16 protein-coding genes are annotated in these 18,199 nt (G+C 71.0%); 6 read left to right on the top strand and 10 right to left on the bottom strand.

Going from position 1 to position 18,199, the window contains the following annotated elements; all coding sequences use genetic code 11:
• Positions 1-37 precede the first annotated feature (37 nt).
• Positions 38-1,042: a cold shock domain-containing protein gene (locus BLQ43_RS06630; protein ID WP_090019342.1), complete on the top strand. Its 1,005-nt coding sequence runs from the start codon at positions 38-40 to the stop codon at positions 1,040-1,042.
• A 13-nt stretch (positions 1,043-1,055) separates the two neighbouring features.
• Entirely contained in the window at positions 1,056-1,700 is a 645-nt protein-coding gene (gene trhA, locus BLQ43_RS06625; RefSeq protein WP_176758558.1) for a PAQR family membrane homeostasis protein TrhA, read from the top strand.
• A 30-nt stretch (positions 1,701-1,730) separates the two neighbouring features.
• Here the strand turns inward: trhA and BLQ43_RS06620 are convergent, their stop codons facing one another.
• The 4 genes from BLQ43_RS06620 to BLQ43_RS06605 all read right to left on the bottom strand — a co-directional run bounded on the left by BLQ43_RS06620 (position 1,731) and on the right by BLQ43_RS06605 (position 7,014).
• Complete coding sequence (locus BLQ43_RS06620) at positions 1,731-3,485, bottom strand: NADPH-dependent assimilatory sulfite reductase hemoprotein subunit (RefSeq protein WP_090019340.1); 1,755 nt, start codon at positions 3,483-3,485, stop codon at positions 1,731-1,733.
• A 56-nt stretch (positions 3,486-3,541) separates the two neighbouring features.
• The gene (locus BLQ43_RS06615) at positions 3,542-5,398 is read right to left on the bottom strand and encodes an assimilatory sulfite reductase (NADPH) flavoprotein subunit (RefSeq protein WP_090019406.1); all 1,857 of its coding nucleotides are present in this window, start codon (positions 5,396-5,398) and stop codon (positions 3,542-3,544) included.
• A gap of 124 nt (positions 5,399-5,522) precedes the next feature.
• Entirely contained in the window at positions 5,523-6,788 is a 1,266-nt protein-coding gene (locus BLQ43_RS06610; protein ID WP_176758557.1) for a flavin monoamine oxidase family protein, read from the bottom strand.
• Positions 6,789-6,825: 37 nt separating this feature from the next.
• On the bottom strand, positions 6,826-7,014 hold the full coding sequence (locus tag BLQ43_RS06605; protein ID WP_090019338.1) for a hypothetical protein: 189 nt from the start codon (positions 7,012-7,014) through the stop codon (positions 6,826-6,828).
• 147 nt (positions 7,015-7,161) lie between these two features.
• On the opposite strand from BLQ43_RS06605, the gene BLQ43_RS06600 reads away from it, so the two are divergent.
• The 3 genes from BLQ43_RS06600 (at position 7,162) to BLQ43_RS06590 (ending at position 8,472) form a co-directional block, all read left to right on the top strand.
• Positions 7,162-7,512 (top strand): DUF5132 domain-containing protein, encoded by a 351-nt coding sequence (locus tag BLQ43_RS06600; protein WP_090019405.1) that lies wholly within the window; start codon positions 7,162-7,164, stop codon positions 7,510-7,512.
• 28 nt (positions 7,513-7,540) lie between these two features.
• Positions 7,541-8,008 (top strand): hypothetical protein, encoded by a 468-nt coding sequence (locus tag BLQ43_RS06595; RefSeq protein ID WP_143006178.1) that lies wholly within the window; start codon positions 7,541-7,543, stop codon positions 8,006-8,008.
• A gap of 92 nt (positions 8,009-8,100) precedes the next feature.
• Positions 8,101-8,472, top strand: a complete 372-nt coding sequence (locus tag BLQ43_RS06590; protein WP_090019336.1) for a heavy-metal-associated domain-containing protein — start codon at positions 8,101-8,103, stop codon at positions 8,470-8,472.
• Positions 8,473-8,476: 4 nt separating this feature from the next.
• Here BLQ43_RS06590 and BLQ43_RS06585 read toward each other — a convergent pair whose 3' ends face one another.
• On the bottom strand, positions 8,477-11,536 hold the full coding sequence (locus BLQ43_RS06585) for a cation-translocating P-type ATPase (protein WP_090019335.1): 3,060 nt from the start codon (positions 11,534-11,536) through the stop codon (positions 8,477-8,479).
• A 30-nt stretch (positions 11,537-11,566) separates the two neighbouring features.
• Entirely contained in the window at positions 11,567-11,947 is a 381-nt protein-coding gene (locus BLQ43_RS06580) for a hypothetical protein (protein ID WP_090019334.1), read from the bottom strand.
• Positions 11,948-12,162: 215 nt separating this feature from the next.
• On the opposite strand from BLQ43_RS06580, the gene BLQ43_RS06575 reads away from it, so the two are divergent.
• On the top strand, positions 12,163-12,552 hold the full coding sequence (locus BLQ43_RS06575) for a DUF2237 family protein (RefSeq protein WP_090019333.1): 390 nt from the start codon (positions 12,163-12,165) through the stop codon (positions 12,550-12,552).
• On the opposite strand, the gene BLQ43_RS06570 is transcribed toward BLQ43_RS06575, so the two are convergent.
• The 4 genes from BLQ43_RS06570 to BLQ43_RS06555 all read right to left on the bottom strand — a co-directional run bounded on the left by BLQ43_RS06570 (position 12,524) and on the right by BLQ43_RS06555 (position 18,180).
• Positions 12,524-13,459: a DMT family transporter gene (locus tag BLQ43_RS06570; protein WP_176758556.1), complete on the bottom strand. Its 936-nt coding sequence runs from the start codon at positions 13,457-13,459 to the stop codon at positions 12,524-12,526. The two genes, BLQ43_RS06575 and BLQ43_RS06570, sit on opposite strands and share 29 nt — an antisense overlap.
• 128 nt (positions 13,460-13,587) lie before the next feature.
• Positions 13,588-14,547, bottom strand: a complete 960-nt coding sequence (locus BLQ43_RS06565; RefSeq protein WP_218119146.1) for an ABC transporter substrate-binding protein — start codon at positions 14,545-14,547, stop codon at positions 13,588-13,590.
• 185 nt (positions 14,548-14,732) lie between these two features.
• Positions 14,733-16,838, bottom strand: a complete 2,106-nt coding sequence (locus BLQ43_RS06560) for an acetate--CoA ligase family protein (RefSeq protein WP_176758555.1) — start codon at positions 16,836-16,838, stop codon at positions 14,733-14,735.
• 181 nt (positions 16,839-17,019) lie between these two features.
• Positions 17,020-18,180, bottom strand: coding sequence for an acyl-CoA dehydrogenase family protein (locus BLQ43_RS06555; protein ID WP_090019329.1), 1,161 nt, complete (start codon positions 18,178-18,180; stop codon positions 17,020-17,022).
• Positions 18,181-18,199 lie beyond the last annotated feature (19 nt).

Below are 18,199 nucleotides of genomic sequence, written 5' to 3'. Positions count from 1 at the left end.
TGCCCGAGCAACGTTGAATTTCAGTGTGTGGCCAACCATGAGCCGATCCGTTTTGCGCCTCAAAGACCATAACCACGAGCAGACCGAGTCCGGCGGTGTGGGCCGCTCAAAGATCGACCGGGGCGAGTGGCCGAAGATCATCGAACGCCGACAGGCCGGCGAAGCCATCGCCGCCATTGCGCGCGATTACAACGTAACGCCCTCGGCGATCAGCTACATCGTCAAAAAGGCGCAGGCCGATCCGGCCGGCTACGCCGGCCCGCCCGCGGACGGGGAAGAAGCCGAAGTCGCCGCCGAGGCGGACGGGCACGCCATGCCGGTCGCGGAAACCGACCCGCAGGCTGCCGGCGTTGCCGTGGCCGTGGACGGTGACGGGCCGAGCCCGGACGGCGGGCAAGGCGCCCCGAGCACAGCGACGACTCCGGACGCGCCCGGAACGGATGAGCCGGTTCGCCCGGAAGCGCCCGCGCGCAGCCGCGGCGCCGAGCCGGCCCAGCCGACCGCCCCGGCCGCCGACAGTGGTTCCCGCGAGCGCACGCCCGCGAACGATGAGCTGCAATCCGATCTGGCGCGTCGGCTGATCGAGGCCGCGGGCACCTGCGCGAAAACCTGGGACGGCGGTGCCGGCGGCGACGAGCTTGCGCGGGCCGCGCACGAGGTCCGCCGGGCGCTCGCCGCGATCGAGATCGCGGACAGCAAGCGCAGTTCGCCCAAGCGGTCGAAAGCCCCTGCGCCGGAGGCCAGCGAGCCGGCGCCGATGCCGGCCGAGCCCGCGGCGCCCGCACCCGCGGCCGGCCGCCGCGAGCCCGGCGAGGTGCAGATTCCCGAGGGCCGCAGCCTGGGCACGGTGAAGTTCTACAAGCCATCCAAGGGCTTCGGCTTCGTGGTGCCGGACGACGGCGGCGGCGACATCTATCTGGCCGCCGAGACCGTCGAGGCCGCCGGCCTGGACGACCTGCAGACCGGCGACCGCGTGGCGATCGAGCGCGGGCCCGGCCGCAAGGGCGAGGAGGTCAAGAGCCTCCAGCTGCTCGCCAGCTGAGGCCGGGGCGGCCGTGGCCGCTCGCGCCTTTCCCGTCTACACGCGTGGCGAATGGCTGGCGGACCTGGGCGTCCACGTCACGGGCGTCACCGTTGGCCTGGTCGCCGTCGCCGGCCTGATCGGATGGCTGGTGCCGCACACAGGGTCACGGGCAGCGTTGGGGTTGAGTCTCTACGCCCCGGCGCTGCTCGCGATGCTGGGTAGTTCCGCCGCCTACAACCTTACGGTCGCGTCACCGCGCAAGGGCCTGCTGCGGCGGCTGGACCACGCGGCCATTTTTGTGCTGATCGCGGGCACCTATTCTCCCTTCGCCCTCGCCAAGATCGGCGGTGATTTGGGAATGGGGCTGTTTGCGGCGAACTGGGCGCTGGCTGTCGTGGGCGCGCTCCATGCCGTTGTCTGGCCGCGCTTCGGCGAGCGCCTCGAGATCGTGATTTATCTGTTGATGGGCTGGAGCATCCTGGTCGCCCTGGACGCCTTCCTGTCGGCGGCCACCCCGCCCGTCGTCGCGCTGCTGCTGGGCGGCGGCGTGGTCTACACCGCCGGCGTGGGCTTTCACGCGGCGCACCGGCTGAAATTCCACAACGCGATCTGGCACGCTCTCGTGCTCGTGGCCGCGGGCATGCACTACGCCGCGATGTGGGTGGCGTTCGCGTGAACCGGGGCGCAAAAAAGCGCCCCGGCGTCATTATGCGTTGAATTCCCGCCCGTCGTTGACGGCGGAAATGTATCCGGCGCGGATGACGAAGTCGCCGAAGGCTTCGCCCGCCTCCCCTTCGGCGGCGTAGCGCTCGAACATGGGCCGCAGCTCCCCGAGGATGGTGTCCTCGTCGACGTTCTCCATGTAGGGCTTGTTCAGCCGCTGACCGTGGAAGCCGCCGCCCAGGTAGAAGTTGTACTTCCCGGGCGCGCGCCCCGAGAAGCCGACCTCCGCCACGTAGGGCCGCGCGCAGCCGTTGTTGCAGCCCGTCATGCGCATGACGATGGGCGTGTCGCCCAGCCCGCACTCGGCCAGGAGGTTTTCCACCTTGGTCATGAAGTGCGGGAAGTAGCGCTCGCTCTCCGCCATCGCCAGCGGGCAGGTCGGGAAGGCCACGCAGGCCATGGAATGCCGGCGCACGTGGCTGCGGTCGGTCACCGCCAGGATGCCGTGGCGTTCCAGGATCTCCCACACCGCATCCACCTGATCCTGCGGGATCTTCGCGACGATCAGATTCTGGTTGCCCGTGATCCGCAGGTCGCCGCGCAGCATCCCGGCCAGTTCGCGCAGGCCGGTCATCATGCTGTGGCTGTCGGTATCCTGCACACGGCCGTTTTCCACGAACAGCGTGTAGTTCCAGGTGCCGTCCAGGTTCTGCGACCAGCCGAAGCGGTCCTGGCTGGTCTCGAACGCCGGGTGCTCGCGCGCGGCTTCCAAAGACCAGCCCAGGCGCTCCTGCAGTTCGTCGACGAACCAGTCGAGGCCGTGATGGTCGATGGTGTACTTCATGCGCGCGACCTTGCGGTCATAGCGGTTGCCGTGGTCGCGCTGGATGGTGACGATCTTCTCCGCCACATCGACGGCCTGGTCCGGCCGGCAGAAGCCGATCACGCGGCCGAGCTGGGGATAGGTGCTGGGCTCGTTGTCGGTGCGCCCCATGCCGCCGCCGACGGCGACGTTGAAGCCCTCCAGCGTCTCGCCGTTCGTGATGGCGATAAAGCCGATGTCCTGGGTGTAGATGTCGACGTCGTTCACCGGCGGCACGGCGAAGCCGATCTTGAACTTCCGCGGCAGGTAGGTCTTGCCGTAGATCGGCTCCTCGTTCTCGTCCACCTGCCCGGCGCCCTTGTGCAGCGGCTCCTCGTCCAGCCAGATCTCGTGGTAGGCGCGCGAGCGCGGCAGCAGATGGTCACTGACCGCCTTGGCGACCGGATAGACCTGCTGGTGGACGGCGTCGTAATCCGGCAGCGGGGTCGCCATGACGCCGCGGTTGTCGTCGCCGCAAGCGGCGATCGTATCCAGCAGGGCCGCGTGGATGCCCTGCATCGTGGCCTTGAGGTCGCGCTTCAGCACGCCGTGGAACTGGAAGGTCTGGCGCGTGGTGAGCCGCAGGGTGTTGTTGGCGTGGGTGCGCGCAAGCTCGTCCAGCTTCAGCCACTGATCGGGTTGGCACACCCCGCCCGGCAGGCGCACGCGGATCATGAAAGAATGCGCCGGCTCCAGCTTCTTGCGCCGGCGCTCGTCGCGCAGGTCGCGGTCGTCCTGCTGGTAGATGCCGTGGAACTTGGTCAGCTGGTGGTCGTCTCCCAGCAGCGAGCCGGTGATGGGATCGGCCAGGCTGTCCTCGATATGGCCGCGCAGGAAGTTGCTCTCGGCCTTGATCGTCTCGTTCGGGTGCAGCTCCTCGACGGGCTGCGTGATGTCCTGGCTGCGGTCGATGTTGTAGCGGTCGGAAGCGGCCATGGCGTGTGATCCGTTTCTCGCGTGCGTGCGCGTCGGGCGCCGATTCCCGGCTGGGATCAGTAAACGTCGCGCTGGTAGCGCCGCTCCTGCTGGAGCTGCTTGAGGTAGGCCTGCGCGTCCTCGCGCGACAGCCCGCCCTCGTCCTTCACCACGTCGGTCAGCGCCTCGTGGACGGCGGGCGCCATCGCGTCGGCGTCGCCGCAGACGTAGAGGTTCGCGCCTTCCTGAAGCCAAGCGTAGACGTCGCGGCTGCGCTGGCGCACGCGGTCCTGGACGTAGACCTTCTCTTTCTGGTCGCGCGAAAAGGCGACGTCCATGCGCGTCAGCAGACCGTCCTTGCGGAACTGCTGCCAGTCGGTCTGGTAGAGGAAGTCCTCGCGGAAGGTGCGCTCGCCGAAGAACAGCCAGTTCTTGCCAGTCGCCCCCATCTCCTCGCGCTCCTGCAGGAAGGCGCGGAAGGGCGCGACGCCCGTGCCCGGCCCGATCATGATGAGCGGCGTCGTGGGATCGCTGGGCAGCTTGAAGGCCTTGTTGTGGTCCACGTAGACGGGAACCGTCTCGCCGGGCTCGCGGCGCTCGGCAAGATAGGTGCTGGCGACGCCGTTGCGCGGCTTGCCGTCGCTGGTGTAGCGCGTGACGCCCACCGTCAGGTGCACCTCGTCCGGCAGCGCCGCCTGGCTTGAGGCGATGGAGTACAGCCGCGGCTGCAGCTTGCGCAGCATCCCGGTGAAGGTGGCGGCGTCCAGGCCGCTCACGGGATACCGGGCCAGCACGTCGGCGACCTGGTTGGCGCCCATGAAGGTGTGCAGCGCCTCGCGGTTGTCCTCGGCCAGCAGCGCGCGCAGCTCCTCGGACTCCGCGGCGTCCGCATAGGCCTGGAGGAAGCCGGGCGTGAGCATCGTCAGCTCCAGGTCGCGCTTGAGCGCGTCCCCGAGCGACTTTTCCGCGCCGTTGACGTGGACGGTGTCGCCGGGTGTCAGGCCCAGGCTGTCCACCACGCGCTCGACCGTGGCGTCCTCGTTCTCGGGCACGATGCCGAGGCTGTCGCCCGGCTCGAAGGTGAGGCCGCTGTCCTCCAGCGAAAGCTCGATGTGGCGCGTTTCCTTGGTGGAGTGGCGGCCGTTGAGGACCACGGCGTCGAGGATCTCGGCCTGATAGGGGTTCTTGCGCGAGTGCTTCGGCTTGTCCGCGGCCGGCGCGGCGCCCGGCAGGCCGCCGAGCACCCCCTGGAGCGCCGCGGGCGCGCCCGGCGAGGCGGGCTGCCCAGCGGGCGCGGCCTCGCTTTCCAGCAGGCCGACCAGCTTCTCCACCCAGGCCTCGGCGTCGTCCTCGTAGTCGACGTCGGTGTCCACGCGCTCGGCCAGGCGCTCGCCGCCCAGCTCCTCGAAGCGCGCGTCCAAGTCCTTGCCGGCTTGGCAGAAGTTCACGTAGCTGCTGTCGCCCAGGGAGAAGACGGCGAACTTCGTGCCCTTCAGCTTGGGTGCCTTGCGGCTCCACAGGAACTCGAAGAAGGGCGCGGCGGGGTCCGGCGGATCGCCCTCGCCGTGCGTGGCGGAGACCAGGACCACGTGGGTTTCGCTCTTGAGATCCTTGGTCTTGTACTCGGCCATGTCCACGGCGCGCGCCTTGAGCCCCTTCTGGGTGGCGCGCTCGGCGAGCTGCTTGGCCACGCCCTCGGCGTTGCCGGTTTCCGTGCCGTAGAGGACGGTGATCTGCGGCGCCTCGCCGCCACCCTGGCCCCCGGCCGCCTGCGCCGGCTGGGTCTGCGCTCCGAGCCCGGCCAAGTAGCCGCTCAGCCACAGCGCCTGCTCCGGGCGCAGCGTGGGAAGCAGCGCTTCCAGCTGTTGCGCCTGGCTCTGATCGAACAGGCCGGCCGCGAGGGCGGCCTGCGTGATGTTGGTTTCGTGGCCCATGCCGGTCACCGCCTGATGCAAAAACAGCACATTCGATGCGTGAAACCGGAGATAATCCCCGACGTGGGCGGTGTCAAATTAAGAAAAACTACACATATTTATCGTTATTATTGCGCGAGCGCCGTCAGACCGGGGCGCCCAGACTGTCCGCGACCGCCCGCGCGGCCCGGAGTCCGGCGGCATGCGCGCCGTGCACCGTGCCGAAGGCGTCCAGCGCGCACGCCTCCCCGGCCAGCCACACGCGCTCGTCCAGCGGCTGGTTCAGGCGCTCGCGCAGGTGGGCCTGGCCCGGCAGCGCGATGGAATATCCACCGCGGATGTGTGGATCTTCGCCCCAGGCGGTCGTGTCCCAGTCCACGAGGTGCCGGTCCACCCTGGGGCCGAACATCGAACGCAGGCTCGTCAGCGCGCGCTCGCGCATGGCGGCCGGTCCCTCGCGCTCCATCGCGGTGGCGAAGCTGCCGCCGGTGTGCGCAATGACCACGGGGCGCTCGAAGGGGGTGATCTGCATGTGAAAGCCCCACGGCGCGTCCGCGAGCGAGGCGGCGAAGCTGTGGCCCAGGCCGAAGATGTCGCGGTCGAAGCTGAGCATGACCTTGTTCGCCCCGCCCAGGGGCGTCGCCGCCAGGGCCTCCGCCAGCCACGCCGGCATCTCCGGCCGGAAACGGATCGCGTCGCCCGCGAGCGCGCTGGTCGACACCGTGACGACGGCGCGGCGCGCGGTCAGCGTGCCGTCGCGGGTTTCCAGCCGCACCGCCGGCCCCGTGCGATCCAGCGTATGAACCGGCGTGTTCAGGTGCACCGGCACGTCCGCGCCCCAGCGCGCGATCAGGGCGCCGAAGCCGTTTTCCAGCGGCCAGTTCGCCTCGCCGTCCAGGTAGCGGGCGCTGTCCAGCGTGGAGCAGGCTTCCGGTTCCGCGCCCGCCAGCGCCCCCAGCAGCTGGCGGTAGAGCGGCAGCCACGCCCCGCCCTCGGGCAGCACCCAGCTCGCGGGCAGGTCGCGCCCGGCCTCGCCCGCGGCGTCGATGGCCGCGCCCGCCCGCCGCGCGAAGGCGGAGAAGCCCGCGCGCTCGTCTTCGCCGGCCCAGCGCCGGCCCAGCCAGAGGTGCTGCGGCGAAACGCCGGGCCGGTAGGGTTCGCCCACGCGGTCGGCGTACACCCGGAAGGGATTGGTCTCGGCGGAATGCAGCCAGTGGGCGCCGCGGTCCCAGGGCCGGCCGAGCGCGTCGCACACGGTGTGCGCGCGCCCGCCGATGCGGTCCTTGGCTTCCAGCACGCGCACGCTGAGCCCGTGCTCGCGCGCGGTCTTCGCGGCGGCCAGCCCGGCGACCCCCGCCCCGACGACCGCCAGATCGACGTCCGCGCGCTTCGCGCCGCTTGCGGCGTCCACGATACATCCCTCCTCGCCATCCGCGATCACGGCACCGCTAGACGAAGCGGGACCAGTTGAACAGGCCGCGCACCTCCTCCTTGTCGAAGACGGCGTCCAGCGTTTCGCCGTTGGTGGTGGTGAAGCGGACCTTCACGCGGTCGCCGCGCGAGCTGAGGACGCGCACGTCCTGGAACTGCACTTCGCCGGCGTCGAGGGGGTCGTGGAGGATGAAGCGGGTTCGCACGGTGGTCGCATCCTGCTCGGTGGACGGGAAGCACGGCCGGGATTATCCGGACGCTGCGCCGCGGCGGCCACCCTTTTTACTTTGAACTCTGATGGCGCCATATTACGCTTCCATGATAGGCAACCGCCTGCTCAGGAGGCAGTGGACATGGCGATCGAAGACATCTTCAAGAACAACGTCACGACCGGCGTAGCGATCGGTGTGGGCGCGGCCCTGCTGGCGCCGACGGTGATGCCGGTCGTGGGCCGCGTGCTGCGGCCGGCAGCCAAGACCACGATCAAGACCGGCCTGCTCGTCTACGAGCGCACGCGCGAGAGCATCGCGGAACTCGGCGAGATGGCCGAGGACACCTACCACGAGGCCTACGCCGAGATGCACCCGGCCGCGGAGCAGGCTGCGGGCGGCGCGGCCACGGCCGCCGCGACATCCGGCGAGTCCAGCTCCACGGGCAGCAGCAAGGGCGGCAGCAGTGGCACAAGCAGCAGCACCAGCAGCTGACGCCCCCGCCGCCCGACCCGTCCACGACGTGCCGTGGCGCCTTCGCGTGCGCGTCCCGGCGCGGCGGGGCGATGCGGCCTTCTTCCGCACGGTCGAGGACACCTTCGACCTGTGCCCGGATGTCGAGGTCGCCGAAGCCAACGCGCGCACCGGCAGCGTGCTCATCCACCACACCGCCGACGCCGACACGGTGTGGCACTTCGCCGCAAAACAGGGCCTGTTCGTGCGCGAAGGCGCCGGCGAGGCGGCCGGCGGCGCGACCAACCGCCTCGTCGCCGATGCGCGGCGCATCGATTCCTGGTTCAAGGATACCAGCGACGGCGACTTCGACCTTGCCACGGTGATCTCGGTGTCCCTGCTCGGGCTCGCGGTCGTCCAGGTTCTGCGCGGGCAGATCATGGCGCCGGCCATCACGCTCGCCTGGTACGGCGGCATGCTCATCTACGACCGCTGGCGCACCGCCAACCGGGCGCAGCCGGCAGCGGAAACCGCATAAAGCAATCCCTCCGCCATCGGCCTGTCACGTCCCTGCAACATCCGTCGGCTATACACCCCTCATCTGCTGGCAATCAGGGATGAGGTCCGGCGATGGCGGACTATCTTCACCACGTCCCCGGCCGCCTGCGCGTGCGCTCCGCCGCGGTGAAGCGGAACGCCGGCCGGGCGCGCACGGTCGAGCAATTCGTGACCGGCCTGCACGGCGTCCGCGAGGTGGACGTGCGCACGGTCACGGGCAGCGTCACCGTCTTTTACGACCCCGATCTCACCACCCCGGACGCGATTGTCGGCGCGTTGCGCGGCGCGGGCTACGTGTCCACCGACGCCGATCCCGCGAAGGCCTCGCCCAGCACGGGCGCCGTCGGCCCCGGCACCACGCGGGTGACGGAAACGGTGCTCAACATCGCGCTGGAAAAGGTGCTGGAGCGCTCGGCCACCGCGATGATAGCCGCGCTGGTCTGATCGCTCACGCCGGCACCAACGCCCGGCCGGCGGCCGGCACTGGGAGCTGTGAGAGCCGCTTGACCGCCGCCGGGACGCGCGGGCGGCCCACGCCGCCCTTCAGGACGTTGTTGACGACGAAGGGGATGAGCCCGGCGACGATCACAAGCGCGTAGCCCGTGAGGTCCAGCCCGGCGAAGCCGAAGAACTGCCGCAGCGCCGGCACGCCCAGCACCAGCGCCTGCAGCCCGACCGTCCCGATCAGCGCCCCATCCAGGATGCGATTGCGCCGCCGCCGGTGCGCGCCGCTCAGGACGGGCTGGTGCGAGCGGCACGTCAGCGCGTGGCTCAACTGCCCCACGATGAGGCCGAGGCAGGCCACGGTCTGCGCCTGCGGCCCCGGCCCGTAGAGCGCCAGGGCCGCGGCGTAGCCACCCAGGGAGCCGGCGGCGAGAACGGCCGACTCGCGCCCAATCCGCCACAGGTCCGTGCGCCGCATGATGGGCTCGCGCGGGTCGCGCGGCGGGGTGCGCATGACGTCCTCGTGCGCCGGCTCCAGCGCCAGGCCGATGGCCGGGAAGACATCGGTGGCCAGGTTGATCCACAGCAGTTGCATCGCCGTCAGCGGCTGCCCGGCCCCGGCCGCGATGGCGGCGAACATCACCAGGATCTCGCTGAAGTTGGTCGACAACAGGAACTGGATGGCGCGGCGCACGTTCAGATAGATCGCGCGCCCGCGCGCCACCGCCACGGCCATGTCGCCCACGTCGTCGCGCTGCAGCACCACGTCCGCCATCTCGCGCGCGACGCGCGTGCCGCCATGCCCCATGGCCACGCCGATGTCGGCGGCCTTGAGCGCCGGCCCGTCGTTCACGCCGTCGCCCGTCATGGCGACCACGCGCCGCCGCGCCTGCAGCGCCTGGACGATGCGCAGCTTGTCGGCGGGCGTCACGCGCGAGAAAGCGTGGGCTTCCTCCGCCAGCTCGCCCAGGCGGTGCATGTCCAGCTCGTGCAGCTCGCGCGCGTCGACGACGTGCACCTCGCCCTCGCGCGCCAGGCCCAGATCGCGCGCGATGGCGCGGGCGGTGTCGCGCTGATCGCCCGTGATCATCACCGTGGCCACGCCGGCCCGGTGGAATTCCTGCACCGCCTCGCGAACCCCCGGCCGCACCGGGTCGGCAAGCCCGACGAGCCCGAGCCACACCAACTCGCCGTCCAGCTCGCCCGCCGCGTCCGGCGGCGCGTCCGTCCCGGCACACGCGGCGGCGAGCACGCGCAGCCCCTCGTCGGCCATCGCCGCGTTCAACCGGATCAGCCGGTCGCGCTCGCCCTCGTCCAGCGGGCGGTCGCCGTCGGGCGTGCGCACGTGCGCGCACATCTCCAGCACCTCGTCGGGGCTGCCCTTCACGGCCAGGAAGGTGCCGCCGTCCGGGGTGGTGTGGCGGCTGGCCATGTGGTTGCGGCCGTTGCCACGCTCGCGGATGTCCAGCATGGGATGCGCCTTGCGCAGCTTCTTGGCCTTGAAGCCCGCGCGGTCGGCGGCGGCGATGAGCGCGGCTTCCGTGGCCGAGCCGTCGAACACGCGCTCGCCGTTGCGCTTGCGGATGCGGGTTTCGCTGCACAGCACGGACACACGCAGCAGGTCGCCCAGCGCCGACCCGTCGCCGAGCGCTGGCTGCCCGATGGCGGTGCCGGGGCGCAGGTCCAGGGTGTCGGCGGCCGTGCGCACCTCCCGCACGGCCATGCGGTTTTCCGTGAGCGTGCCCGTCTTGTCGAAGCAGACCGTCTGCACCGAGCCGAGCGTCTCCACGGCGGGCAGCCGGCGGATCAGCACGCCTTGCCGGCGCATGTCGCGCACCCCGAGCGCCAGCGTCGTCACCGCCATGGCCGGCAGGCCCTCGGGCACGGCCGCGACCGCGAGCGCCATGGCGTTCTTCACCATCTGGACGAGGGCGAAGCCGCGCACCAGCCCGACGCCGAAGACGGCGACGCACACCCCGCCGCTGGCGAGCGCCAGCCAAGTGCCGAGCTGGTTGAGCTGCCGCTGCGAGGGGGTCTGCGGCGCTTCGGCGGCGTCGGCCAGGGCCTGGATGCGGCCCATCTCGGTGGCGCCGCCCGTGGCCGTGACGAGCACCGTGGCGCGGCCGGCCGTGACGGCCGTGCCCTGGTAGACCATGTTCACGCGGTCGGCGATGGGCGCGGCCTCCTCGCCGAGGGCGCCGGCCTGCTTGCGGACGCCGACGCTCTCCCCGGTGAGTGGGGACTCGTCCACCATCAGCCCACGCGACTCGACAACGCGCGCATCCACCGGGACGGGGCTTCCTGCGGTGATCTGGACCAGATCGCCGGGCACCAGTTCGGTTTCGGCGCAATTCCACTTCTTGCCGCCCCGCCTAACGCGGACGATGCCCTCCCCGGTTTCGGCCATGCTGGCGATCGTGGCGTCGGCGCGGCGCTCGGTGATGTAGCCGATGACGGTGTTGACGGCGACGATGCCGACGATCGCCGCGGCGTCGGCGATGCCGCCCGTCGCGACCGAGACGGCGGCCGAGCCCATGAGCAGCATCACCGGCAGGCTCACCACCTGCTCGCGGACGGTTTCCCAGCGGCTCTTGGCGCGCATCTCGCGCAGGCGGTTGGCGCCGTAGCGCGCACGCCGCGCCTCGGCCACGTCCACCGGCAAGCCGTCGTGCGCATCGCTTTCCAGGCGCTCGGCACAGGCCGCCACCGGCATGGTGTGCCAGGCCACGCCGTCGGGTGCGGGGTGGGCGGACTCCGCTTCCGCCGCCTCGCCCGTCGCTGTCCCGCCCGTTTCCGGCGGGGCGTCGAGGACGCCGCGCAGCGCCGCCAGAACCTCGTCCTTGGCGGTTTCGGCGTCGAAGCCGATGACGACGCTGCGGCTCCAGGCGCTGGCACGCGCGGTCCGGACGCCCGGCACCCGCGCGAGCCCGCGCTCCACCGCCGCCGCCAACTCCGGCGCGGCGCGCAGATCGGGTACACGCACGCGCAACCGGCCGGCCGTGCGGTCGTCGGCGATGGTGAAGCCGTGGCGCGCGGCCTCCTCCTCGACCGTGGCAGCCCGCATGGCGGCGACTCCCGGAACCGGGTGGGTGTTTTAACGGCGCAGCAGGCCGATGACGGCCACGAGCGCACCGGCGGCCAGCGCGGCGCCGCCGAGCGTGCGGGCCAGGTGTCCGTCCCGCCGGTGCACCCAGCGCCAGCCGCGCACCGTCGGTCGGACAATGGGCCGCAGCGCGCTCACCGCGATCGCGCGTCCGTCTGTGGGCGCGGGCCGGGCGGACTCGTCTGCCGCCGCCTCGGCTCCCGGTTCCGCCGCGCGCGCCGCCAGCACCTCCTCGGCGAGGGCGCGGCGCTCGGGGCTGCGGATGCGGTTGCTGTCGAGCCGTTGCCGGATGTCCGCGCTGCTCAGCGCTTCGAGCTGGCGCCGGAAGCGCCGGAACTCGTGCCGCCGCCGCCTGTCCTGCTGGTCCGCCATCGTGTCCTCCTCCCGCTGCCTCGGCGGAGGCCGAGTCCGCATTGCGATATTTTTGACACTAAACCCCGGCGGACATGCACCGCAACGCGGGCCGGCAACCGGATCGCCCGTTCCGGGGTCGCCAACCTGCCCCGAACGGCGGTTAACTGCGGCTTTGCCTTTGCATGGGCTCCGCCTGTGCGCTACCTCGAAAGGTCCATGCAGGGGGATCATCCATGAGCGATCACGATCCGTACGCCGATGCGCTGAACGTGTTCGGCGAACCCTTGGCCGAATGCTGTTCCAATCCGGTCACGGGTTTCTTCCGCACCGGCTGCTGCGCCACGGGGCCGGACGACCTGGGCCTGCACGTGGTCTGCGCGGAGATGACGCGCGACTTCCTGGCGTTCACGCGCGATCAGGGCAACGACCTCTCCACGCCGCGCCCGCAGTTCGGCTTTCCGGGGCTCCGGCCCGGCGACCGCTGGTGCCTGTGCGTGGGCCGCTGGAAGGAAGCCTTCGACGCCGGCGTCGCGCCGCCGGTGATCCTGCGCGCCACGCACGAGGAAGCCCTGGCGGTGGTGACCTTCGACGTGCTCAGCCGCTACGCGCTCGACCCCACGTGACGCGCGGTGAGGCGTCCGGCCCGAGCCGTTTGAGGCGCTGCTCGCGCCAGAGGATGAAGGCGCCGCTGGCGATCACCAGCGGCACGCCCGCGACGGTGCCCCAGGTGGGCCAGTCGCCCCAAACCGCCACGCCCAGGAGCACGGCCAGCGGCATCGCGGTGTAATCCAGCGGCGACACGACGGCGACGGGTGCAAGCCGGTACGCGGCCGCCAGCCCGATGTGGCCGAGGAAATTCAACCCCGCCATGAGGGCCAGAAAGCCGGCGTCGACGGGCGCCGGCGTCGTCCAGACGACGGGCAACGCCACCCCACCCGCCACGAGGAACGCCACGTTGGTGGCGAAGGTGAGCTGCACGGGCGTCGCGCGCGGGCCGAGCGCGCGGCTCCACACCATCGCCCCGGCGTAGAACACGGCCGAGGCGACGGCCGCCAGCGCGGGCCAACCGTAGATTGCGCCGGCCGGCCCGACCATGATGAGCACGCCGACGAAGCCGGCGAAGATGGCGGACAGCCGACGCCAGCCGACCGCCTCCCCGAGCACGGGCCACGACAGCAGGCTCTGGATCAGCGGCGCGGCGAAGAAGATCGCCACCACGTCCGGCAGCGGCATGTAGATGAGCGCGGTGAAATAGGCAAAAAAGGCGCAAACGATCAGCGCCCCGCGGCCGTACACCTGAACCATCCGGTCGGGTCGGACCGCACGCAGCAGCTTGCCGCGCAGCCCCAGCACGAGGCCCATGCAGGCGATGACGATCGCCGAACGCAGGGCGAGCACCTCCGCGACCGCGTAGGTTTCCAGCAGCCACTTGATGCCCGCGTCCTGCAGCGTGAACGCGATGACGGCGCCCTGCATCGCCAGCGCGCCGTTCAGCGGATCGTGATGGCGCTCCGCCGCCGGGCTCGCCATGCCGCATCTCCGTTCGCCACACGCAGATGGCCGGGCGCCCCAAACGGAGCACCCGGCCATCCACGGTCGTCCATTCGGTCATGGGCGGCGGTCCGTCAAGAGACGGACGCGCCGTCACGGGCGGGCGATCAGGAACCGACCGCCGCCTTCACGGCCTCGATGGCGGGGCGGCCGTCGCGCGCCTTCACGCCGTCGAGGAACTCGGCCACACGGTCCAGGTTGTTCGCGATCCAGTCGGCCGCGACCTTTTCGGCCTCAATGTCCTTCTGACCGTGGTCGAGAACCCACTTCGACTGCTCGTCTTTCCGCACGACATACTGCGAGAAGAATTTCTCAACGTTGGGGTGACGCTCGCCGAGCTTGACGTTGGCGACGGTCAGCACGTCGCTCGTGGTCTCGGCGATCTTGGGCTCACCCACGGCCTTCAGGTACTTGATGTCGAAGCGGATGTTCATCCAGTGCGGCTCCCAGCCCAGGAAGACGATCCACTCATTTTTGCGGATCTTGCGGTCCACCTGCGCGAGCATGCCGGACGTGCTGGATGGGATCAGCTGCCAGTCGCCGAGGCCGTGGCGGTCGTTCTCGATGGCGCTCTTGATGGACTGGTTGAAGCCGCTGCCGGCCTCGATCCCGTAGATCTTGTTGTTGAACTTGTCCGCGAACTTGTCGAGGTCGGCCTCGGTCTTGACACCGGCTTCCCAGACGTACTCCGGAACGGCGATGCCCATGATCGCGTTGGAGATGTTCGTGGTCAGGACCTTGGCCTGGTTCTTCTCCACCAGCGGATCGATCATGTCCTTCTCGGTGGGCATCCAGCCGCCGAGATAGATGTCCAGCTCATCCGACTTGATGGTGTTGAGCGCAACGGCGGGGCTGGCCGTCGTCTGCTTCGTGGCGAAGCCCATGTGCTCCAGGATTTGGGCGGCGACCTCGCTCTTCACGGTCACGCCCGTCCAGGTGGGCACGCCGAAGCGGATCGTCGGCTTGTCGGCCGCGGCGGCGGAACCGCCGGCAACACTGGCCGCCAGCGCCACACCCGCCAGCGCCGCGCCGGCCCGACGCGTGATCTGGCTCATCGTCGATTTCATGGAACCTCCAAGCATTTGAATGCCTCCCGACATTTTGTGTCGCTTGTTGTCCGGGCGCCGCACCGGCTACAGCACGGCGGTGCGGCCCATCGCCGCAAACGATATCCGCCGCAAAGGCCCGGCTGCTTATCCCATCTTCGGGATTTTTGACCGAAATTTCCGGCCGATTTGCCGCTTTCCACACTTCACGCGTGTACCGCCTCGGCGATGAGCGCGTCGGCTGCCACGGCGCCCCGTCCGGGCGGGCGCACCAGCAGCGGATTCACGTCGATCTCGGCCAAGCTGTCGGCGTTCGCCTCGACGTAGCGGGCCACGGCCATGCACGCGGCCACGGCCGCGTCCAGGTCGCCGCCCGCGTCGCCCCGCTGGCCGAGCAGGCGCCGGCCCGTGGTCAGGCCGGTGATGGCCTCGCGCACGCGGGCTTCCGTGGTGGGCAGCAGAAGCGTGCGCGTCCGCCCGATCAGCTCGGCGAACACGCCGCCGTCGCCCACGACGAGCACGGGGCCCACGGTGTCGTCCCGCGTCACGCCGACGATCAGCTCGGCCACGGCGTCCGGCACCATCGTCTCCACCAGCCAGCGATCCGGGGCCGCGTCCCCGGCCGCCAGCCGGTCGGCAATGGCGTCGGCGGCCGCGCGCACGGCCTCCGCGCTTTGCAGGTTCAGCGCCACCGCCCCCGCGTCCGTCTTGTGGGCGAGCCCGACGGCCTTGAGCACGACCGGGAAGCCCACCGCTTCGGCGGCTTGCCCCACGTCGCCCAGGCCGACGCAGCGCCCGTCCGGCACGCTGAGGCCGTGCGCCGCCAGCCGCCGCTTGCTCTCGCCCTCATCCACCAGGCGCGGCGGCGTCCGCGGCCCGGCCCCCGCGAGCGGCCCCGTCCACGCCGCCTCGTCGAGAAGCCGTCGGCGCCACTCGGCGTGCGCGGCCGCGTGGCCCAGGGCCGTCACCGCGGGCTGGAGGCCCTGCAAGGGCGCGACCCCGGCGGCGACGCAAGCCCGGCGGTCGGCTTCGGGAAAGCACTCGGCGTAGGTGGCGATCATGGCCGCCGTGCCGCCGACGCGCCGATGCGCCCGCAGGAAGCCGTCGCGCGCGGCCCGCCAGTTCGCGGCGTCGCACGCCTCGTCGCGCGGGAAGTCGAGGAAGTGGACGCCGATGTCGGTGCCCTCGCCCATCGCGGCGGCGAAGCCGTCCGCGCAGGCGTCGGCGTCGCCCCAGATGGCCGTGTTGTAGTCCAGCGGGTTGCCCACCGAGCCGCGCGGGATGCGGAAGGTCTTCGCCAGTTCGCCGGCCGCCGCCTCGGACGGCGCCGGCAGCACCAGCCCCGCGCCGCTCATCAGGTCGCCGGCCAGGGCCGCTTCTCCGCCCGAGCAGGAGAGCGACACCAGCCGCCGGCCCGCCGGCCGCTCGGCCGTGGTGAAGAGCTTGAGCGTTTCCAGCAACGCTTCCGGGGTGCGGACGCGCATCACGCCCAGGCGGTCGAAAAGCGCGTCGTAGGCCGCGTCCGCGCCCGAAAGCGAGCCCGTGTGACCCAGCGTGGCGCGCGCCCCGTGGTCGGACGCCCCGACCTTGAGCGCCACCACGGGCACATCCCGTTCGAGCGCCCGCCGGGCGGCCCGCGCGAACCCGCGCACGTCGCGCAGCCCCTCGATGAAGAGCCCGATGGCGTGAACGCGCGCGTCGTCCAGCAGGGCGTCCATAAAGTCGCCGATGTCGAGCTGGGCCTGGTTGCCCGCGCTGACGACGTGGCTGAGGGGCACCGAGCGGCGGTGGAAGGTGGAATTGAGCGCCACGTTGCCGCTCTGGCTGATGAGCGCGGCGCCCGCCTCGACCGGCTCGGCGCAGTGGTCGTCCGGCCACAGCGCCACGCGGTCCAGCAGGTTGAGGATGCCGTGGCTGTTGGGGCCGACGAGCACGCAATCGCCGGCCGCCTCGACGAGCTCGGCTTCCAGGTCGGCCGCGCCGTCCTCGCGGAAGTGGGCGGCGAAGCACACCCCGCCACCGGCGCCGATGCGGTTCAGCTCCGCGAAGATGCAGGGGCACTGGGCCGCCGGGGCGGCGACCACCGCGGCGTCCGGGGCCTCGGGCAACTCCGCGACCGAGCCGTGGCAGGCCCGGCCGGCGATCTCGGTCCGGCGCGGGTTGACCGGCCACACCTGCCCCTGGAAGCCGAGAGCGTCGAGTTGGCGCGCGGCCTCGGCGGCGGCCCCGCCCCCGATGACCGCGACGTGGCGCGGGGTGAGCACACGCTGGAGGTTGCGGCGGCGCGCCGCCGTCAGGCTGCTGTCCGACACGGCGACCTCATACGTTGTCTCAAGGATTGGGGCCGATTTCCCCTCCCCCTCTGCGACGCGGGGCCATGCCCCGCGCCGGCGTCTCCCCCTCCCCATGCATGGGGAGGGGGAGATTGAGAGGGGGTTGGGCCGTCGGCGTTTTGCCCGTTCAGCGATGGCTTTCGCTCAACGGAACCGCATCTTACTGCTCGTAATCGCGCAGGATCGCGCGCGAGATGACGTGGCGCTGGATCTCGCTGGTGCCGTCCCAGATCCGCTCCAGGCGGGCGTCGCGCCAGAGGCGCTCCACCGGCGTTTCGTCCACCAGGCCCATGCCGCCGAAGATCTGCACCGCGTGGTCCGCGACGCGGCCCAGCGCCTCGGTGGCGTAGAGCTTGGCCATGGCGGCGTCGGTGTCGGTCATCGTGCCCTGGTCGTGGCGCCAGGCCGCGCGCAGGCACAGCATCTCCGCCGCCTCGATCTCGGTCGCCATGTCGGCGATCTTGAAGCTCGTGCCCTGGAAGCGGCCGACGGGCTGGCCGAACTGCTTGCGGTTGGCCGCCCAGTCCGCGGCCAGCGCCAGCGCGCGCTGCGCCCGGCCGACGCTCTGGATGGCGACGGTCAGCCGCGCCGGGGCCAGCCAGGTGTTCGCCACCTCGAAGCCCTGGTCGATCTCGCCCAGCACGCGGCTGTTCGGCACGCGGCAATCGTCGAAATTGAGGATGCTGTTGTGGTAGCCGCGATGGCATGGACTGTTGTAGCCGGGCCGCACTTCCATCCCCGGCGTGTCGTGGTCCACCAGGAAGGTGGTGATCTTCTTGCGCTTGCCGCGCGGGGTTTCCTCGGCGCCCGTGGCGGCGAAGAGCACGGTGAAGTCCGCCAGATCGGCGTGCGAGATGAAGTGCTTCGTGCCGTTGATGACCCAGTCGTCGCCGTCGCGGACGGCCGTGGTCTCCATCCCGCGCAGATCGGAGCCGGCGTTGGGTTCCGTCATGGCGACGCATTCCATGCGCTCGCCGCGGATGACGGGATACAGGTAGTGTTCCGCCTGCGCGTCGGTGCAGGCGCGCAGGATGTTGCTGGGCCGGTGCACGAGCGCCTGGAGGGCGAAGTTGGTCTTGCCCAGCTCGCGCTCCATGAGGGTGAGCGTCAGGGTGTCCAGGCCGCCGCCACCCAACGCTTCGGGCATGTTGGCGGCGTAGAAGCCGTTCTCGATCGCCTTGGCGCGGATCTGGCGCTGCAGCTCGGCCGGCACGGCGTCCTGGCGCTCGACCTCGGGCTCGTGCGGCATGCATTCGTCCTCGACGAAGCGCCGCGTGCTCTCGACGATCAGCTCCTGCTCGGTCGTGAGGGCGAAATCCATCGCGTGGCCCTCCTTGTCC

It is taken from the genome of Limimonas halophila, from assembly GCF_900100655.1.
GTDB classification, from domain to species: domain Bacteria; phylum Pseudomonadota; class Alphaproteobacteria; order Kiloniellales; family Rhodovibrionaceae; genus Limimonas; species Limimonas halophila.
Note: the sequence above shows the minus strand (reverse complement) of the source record. Positions and strands in the feature narration are given on the sequence as shown.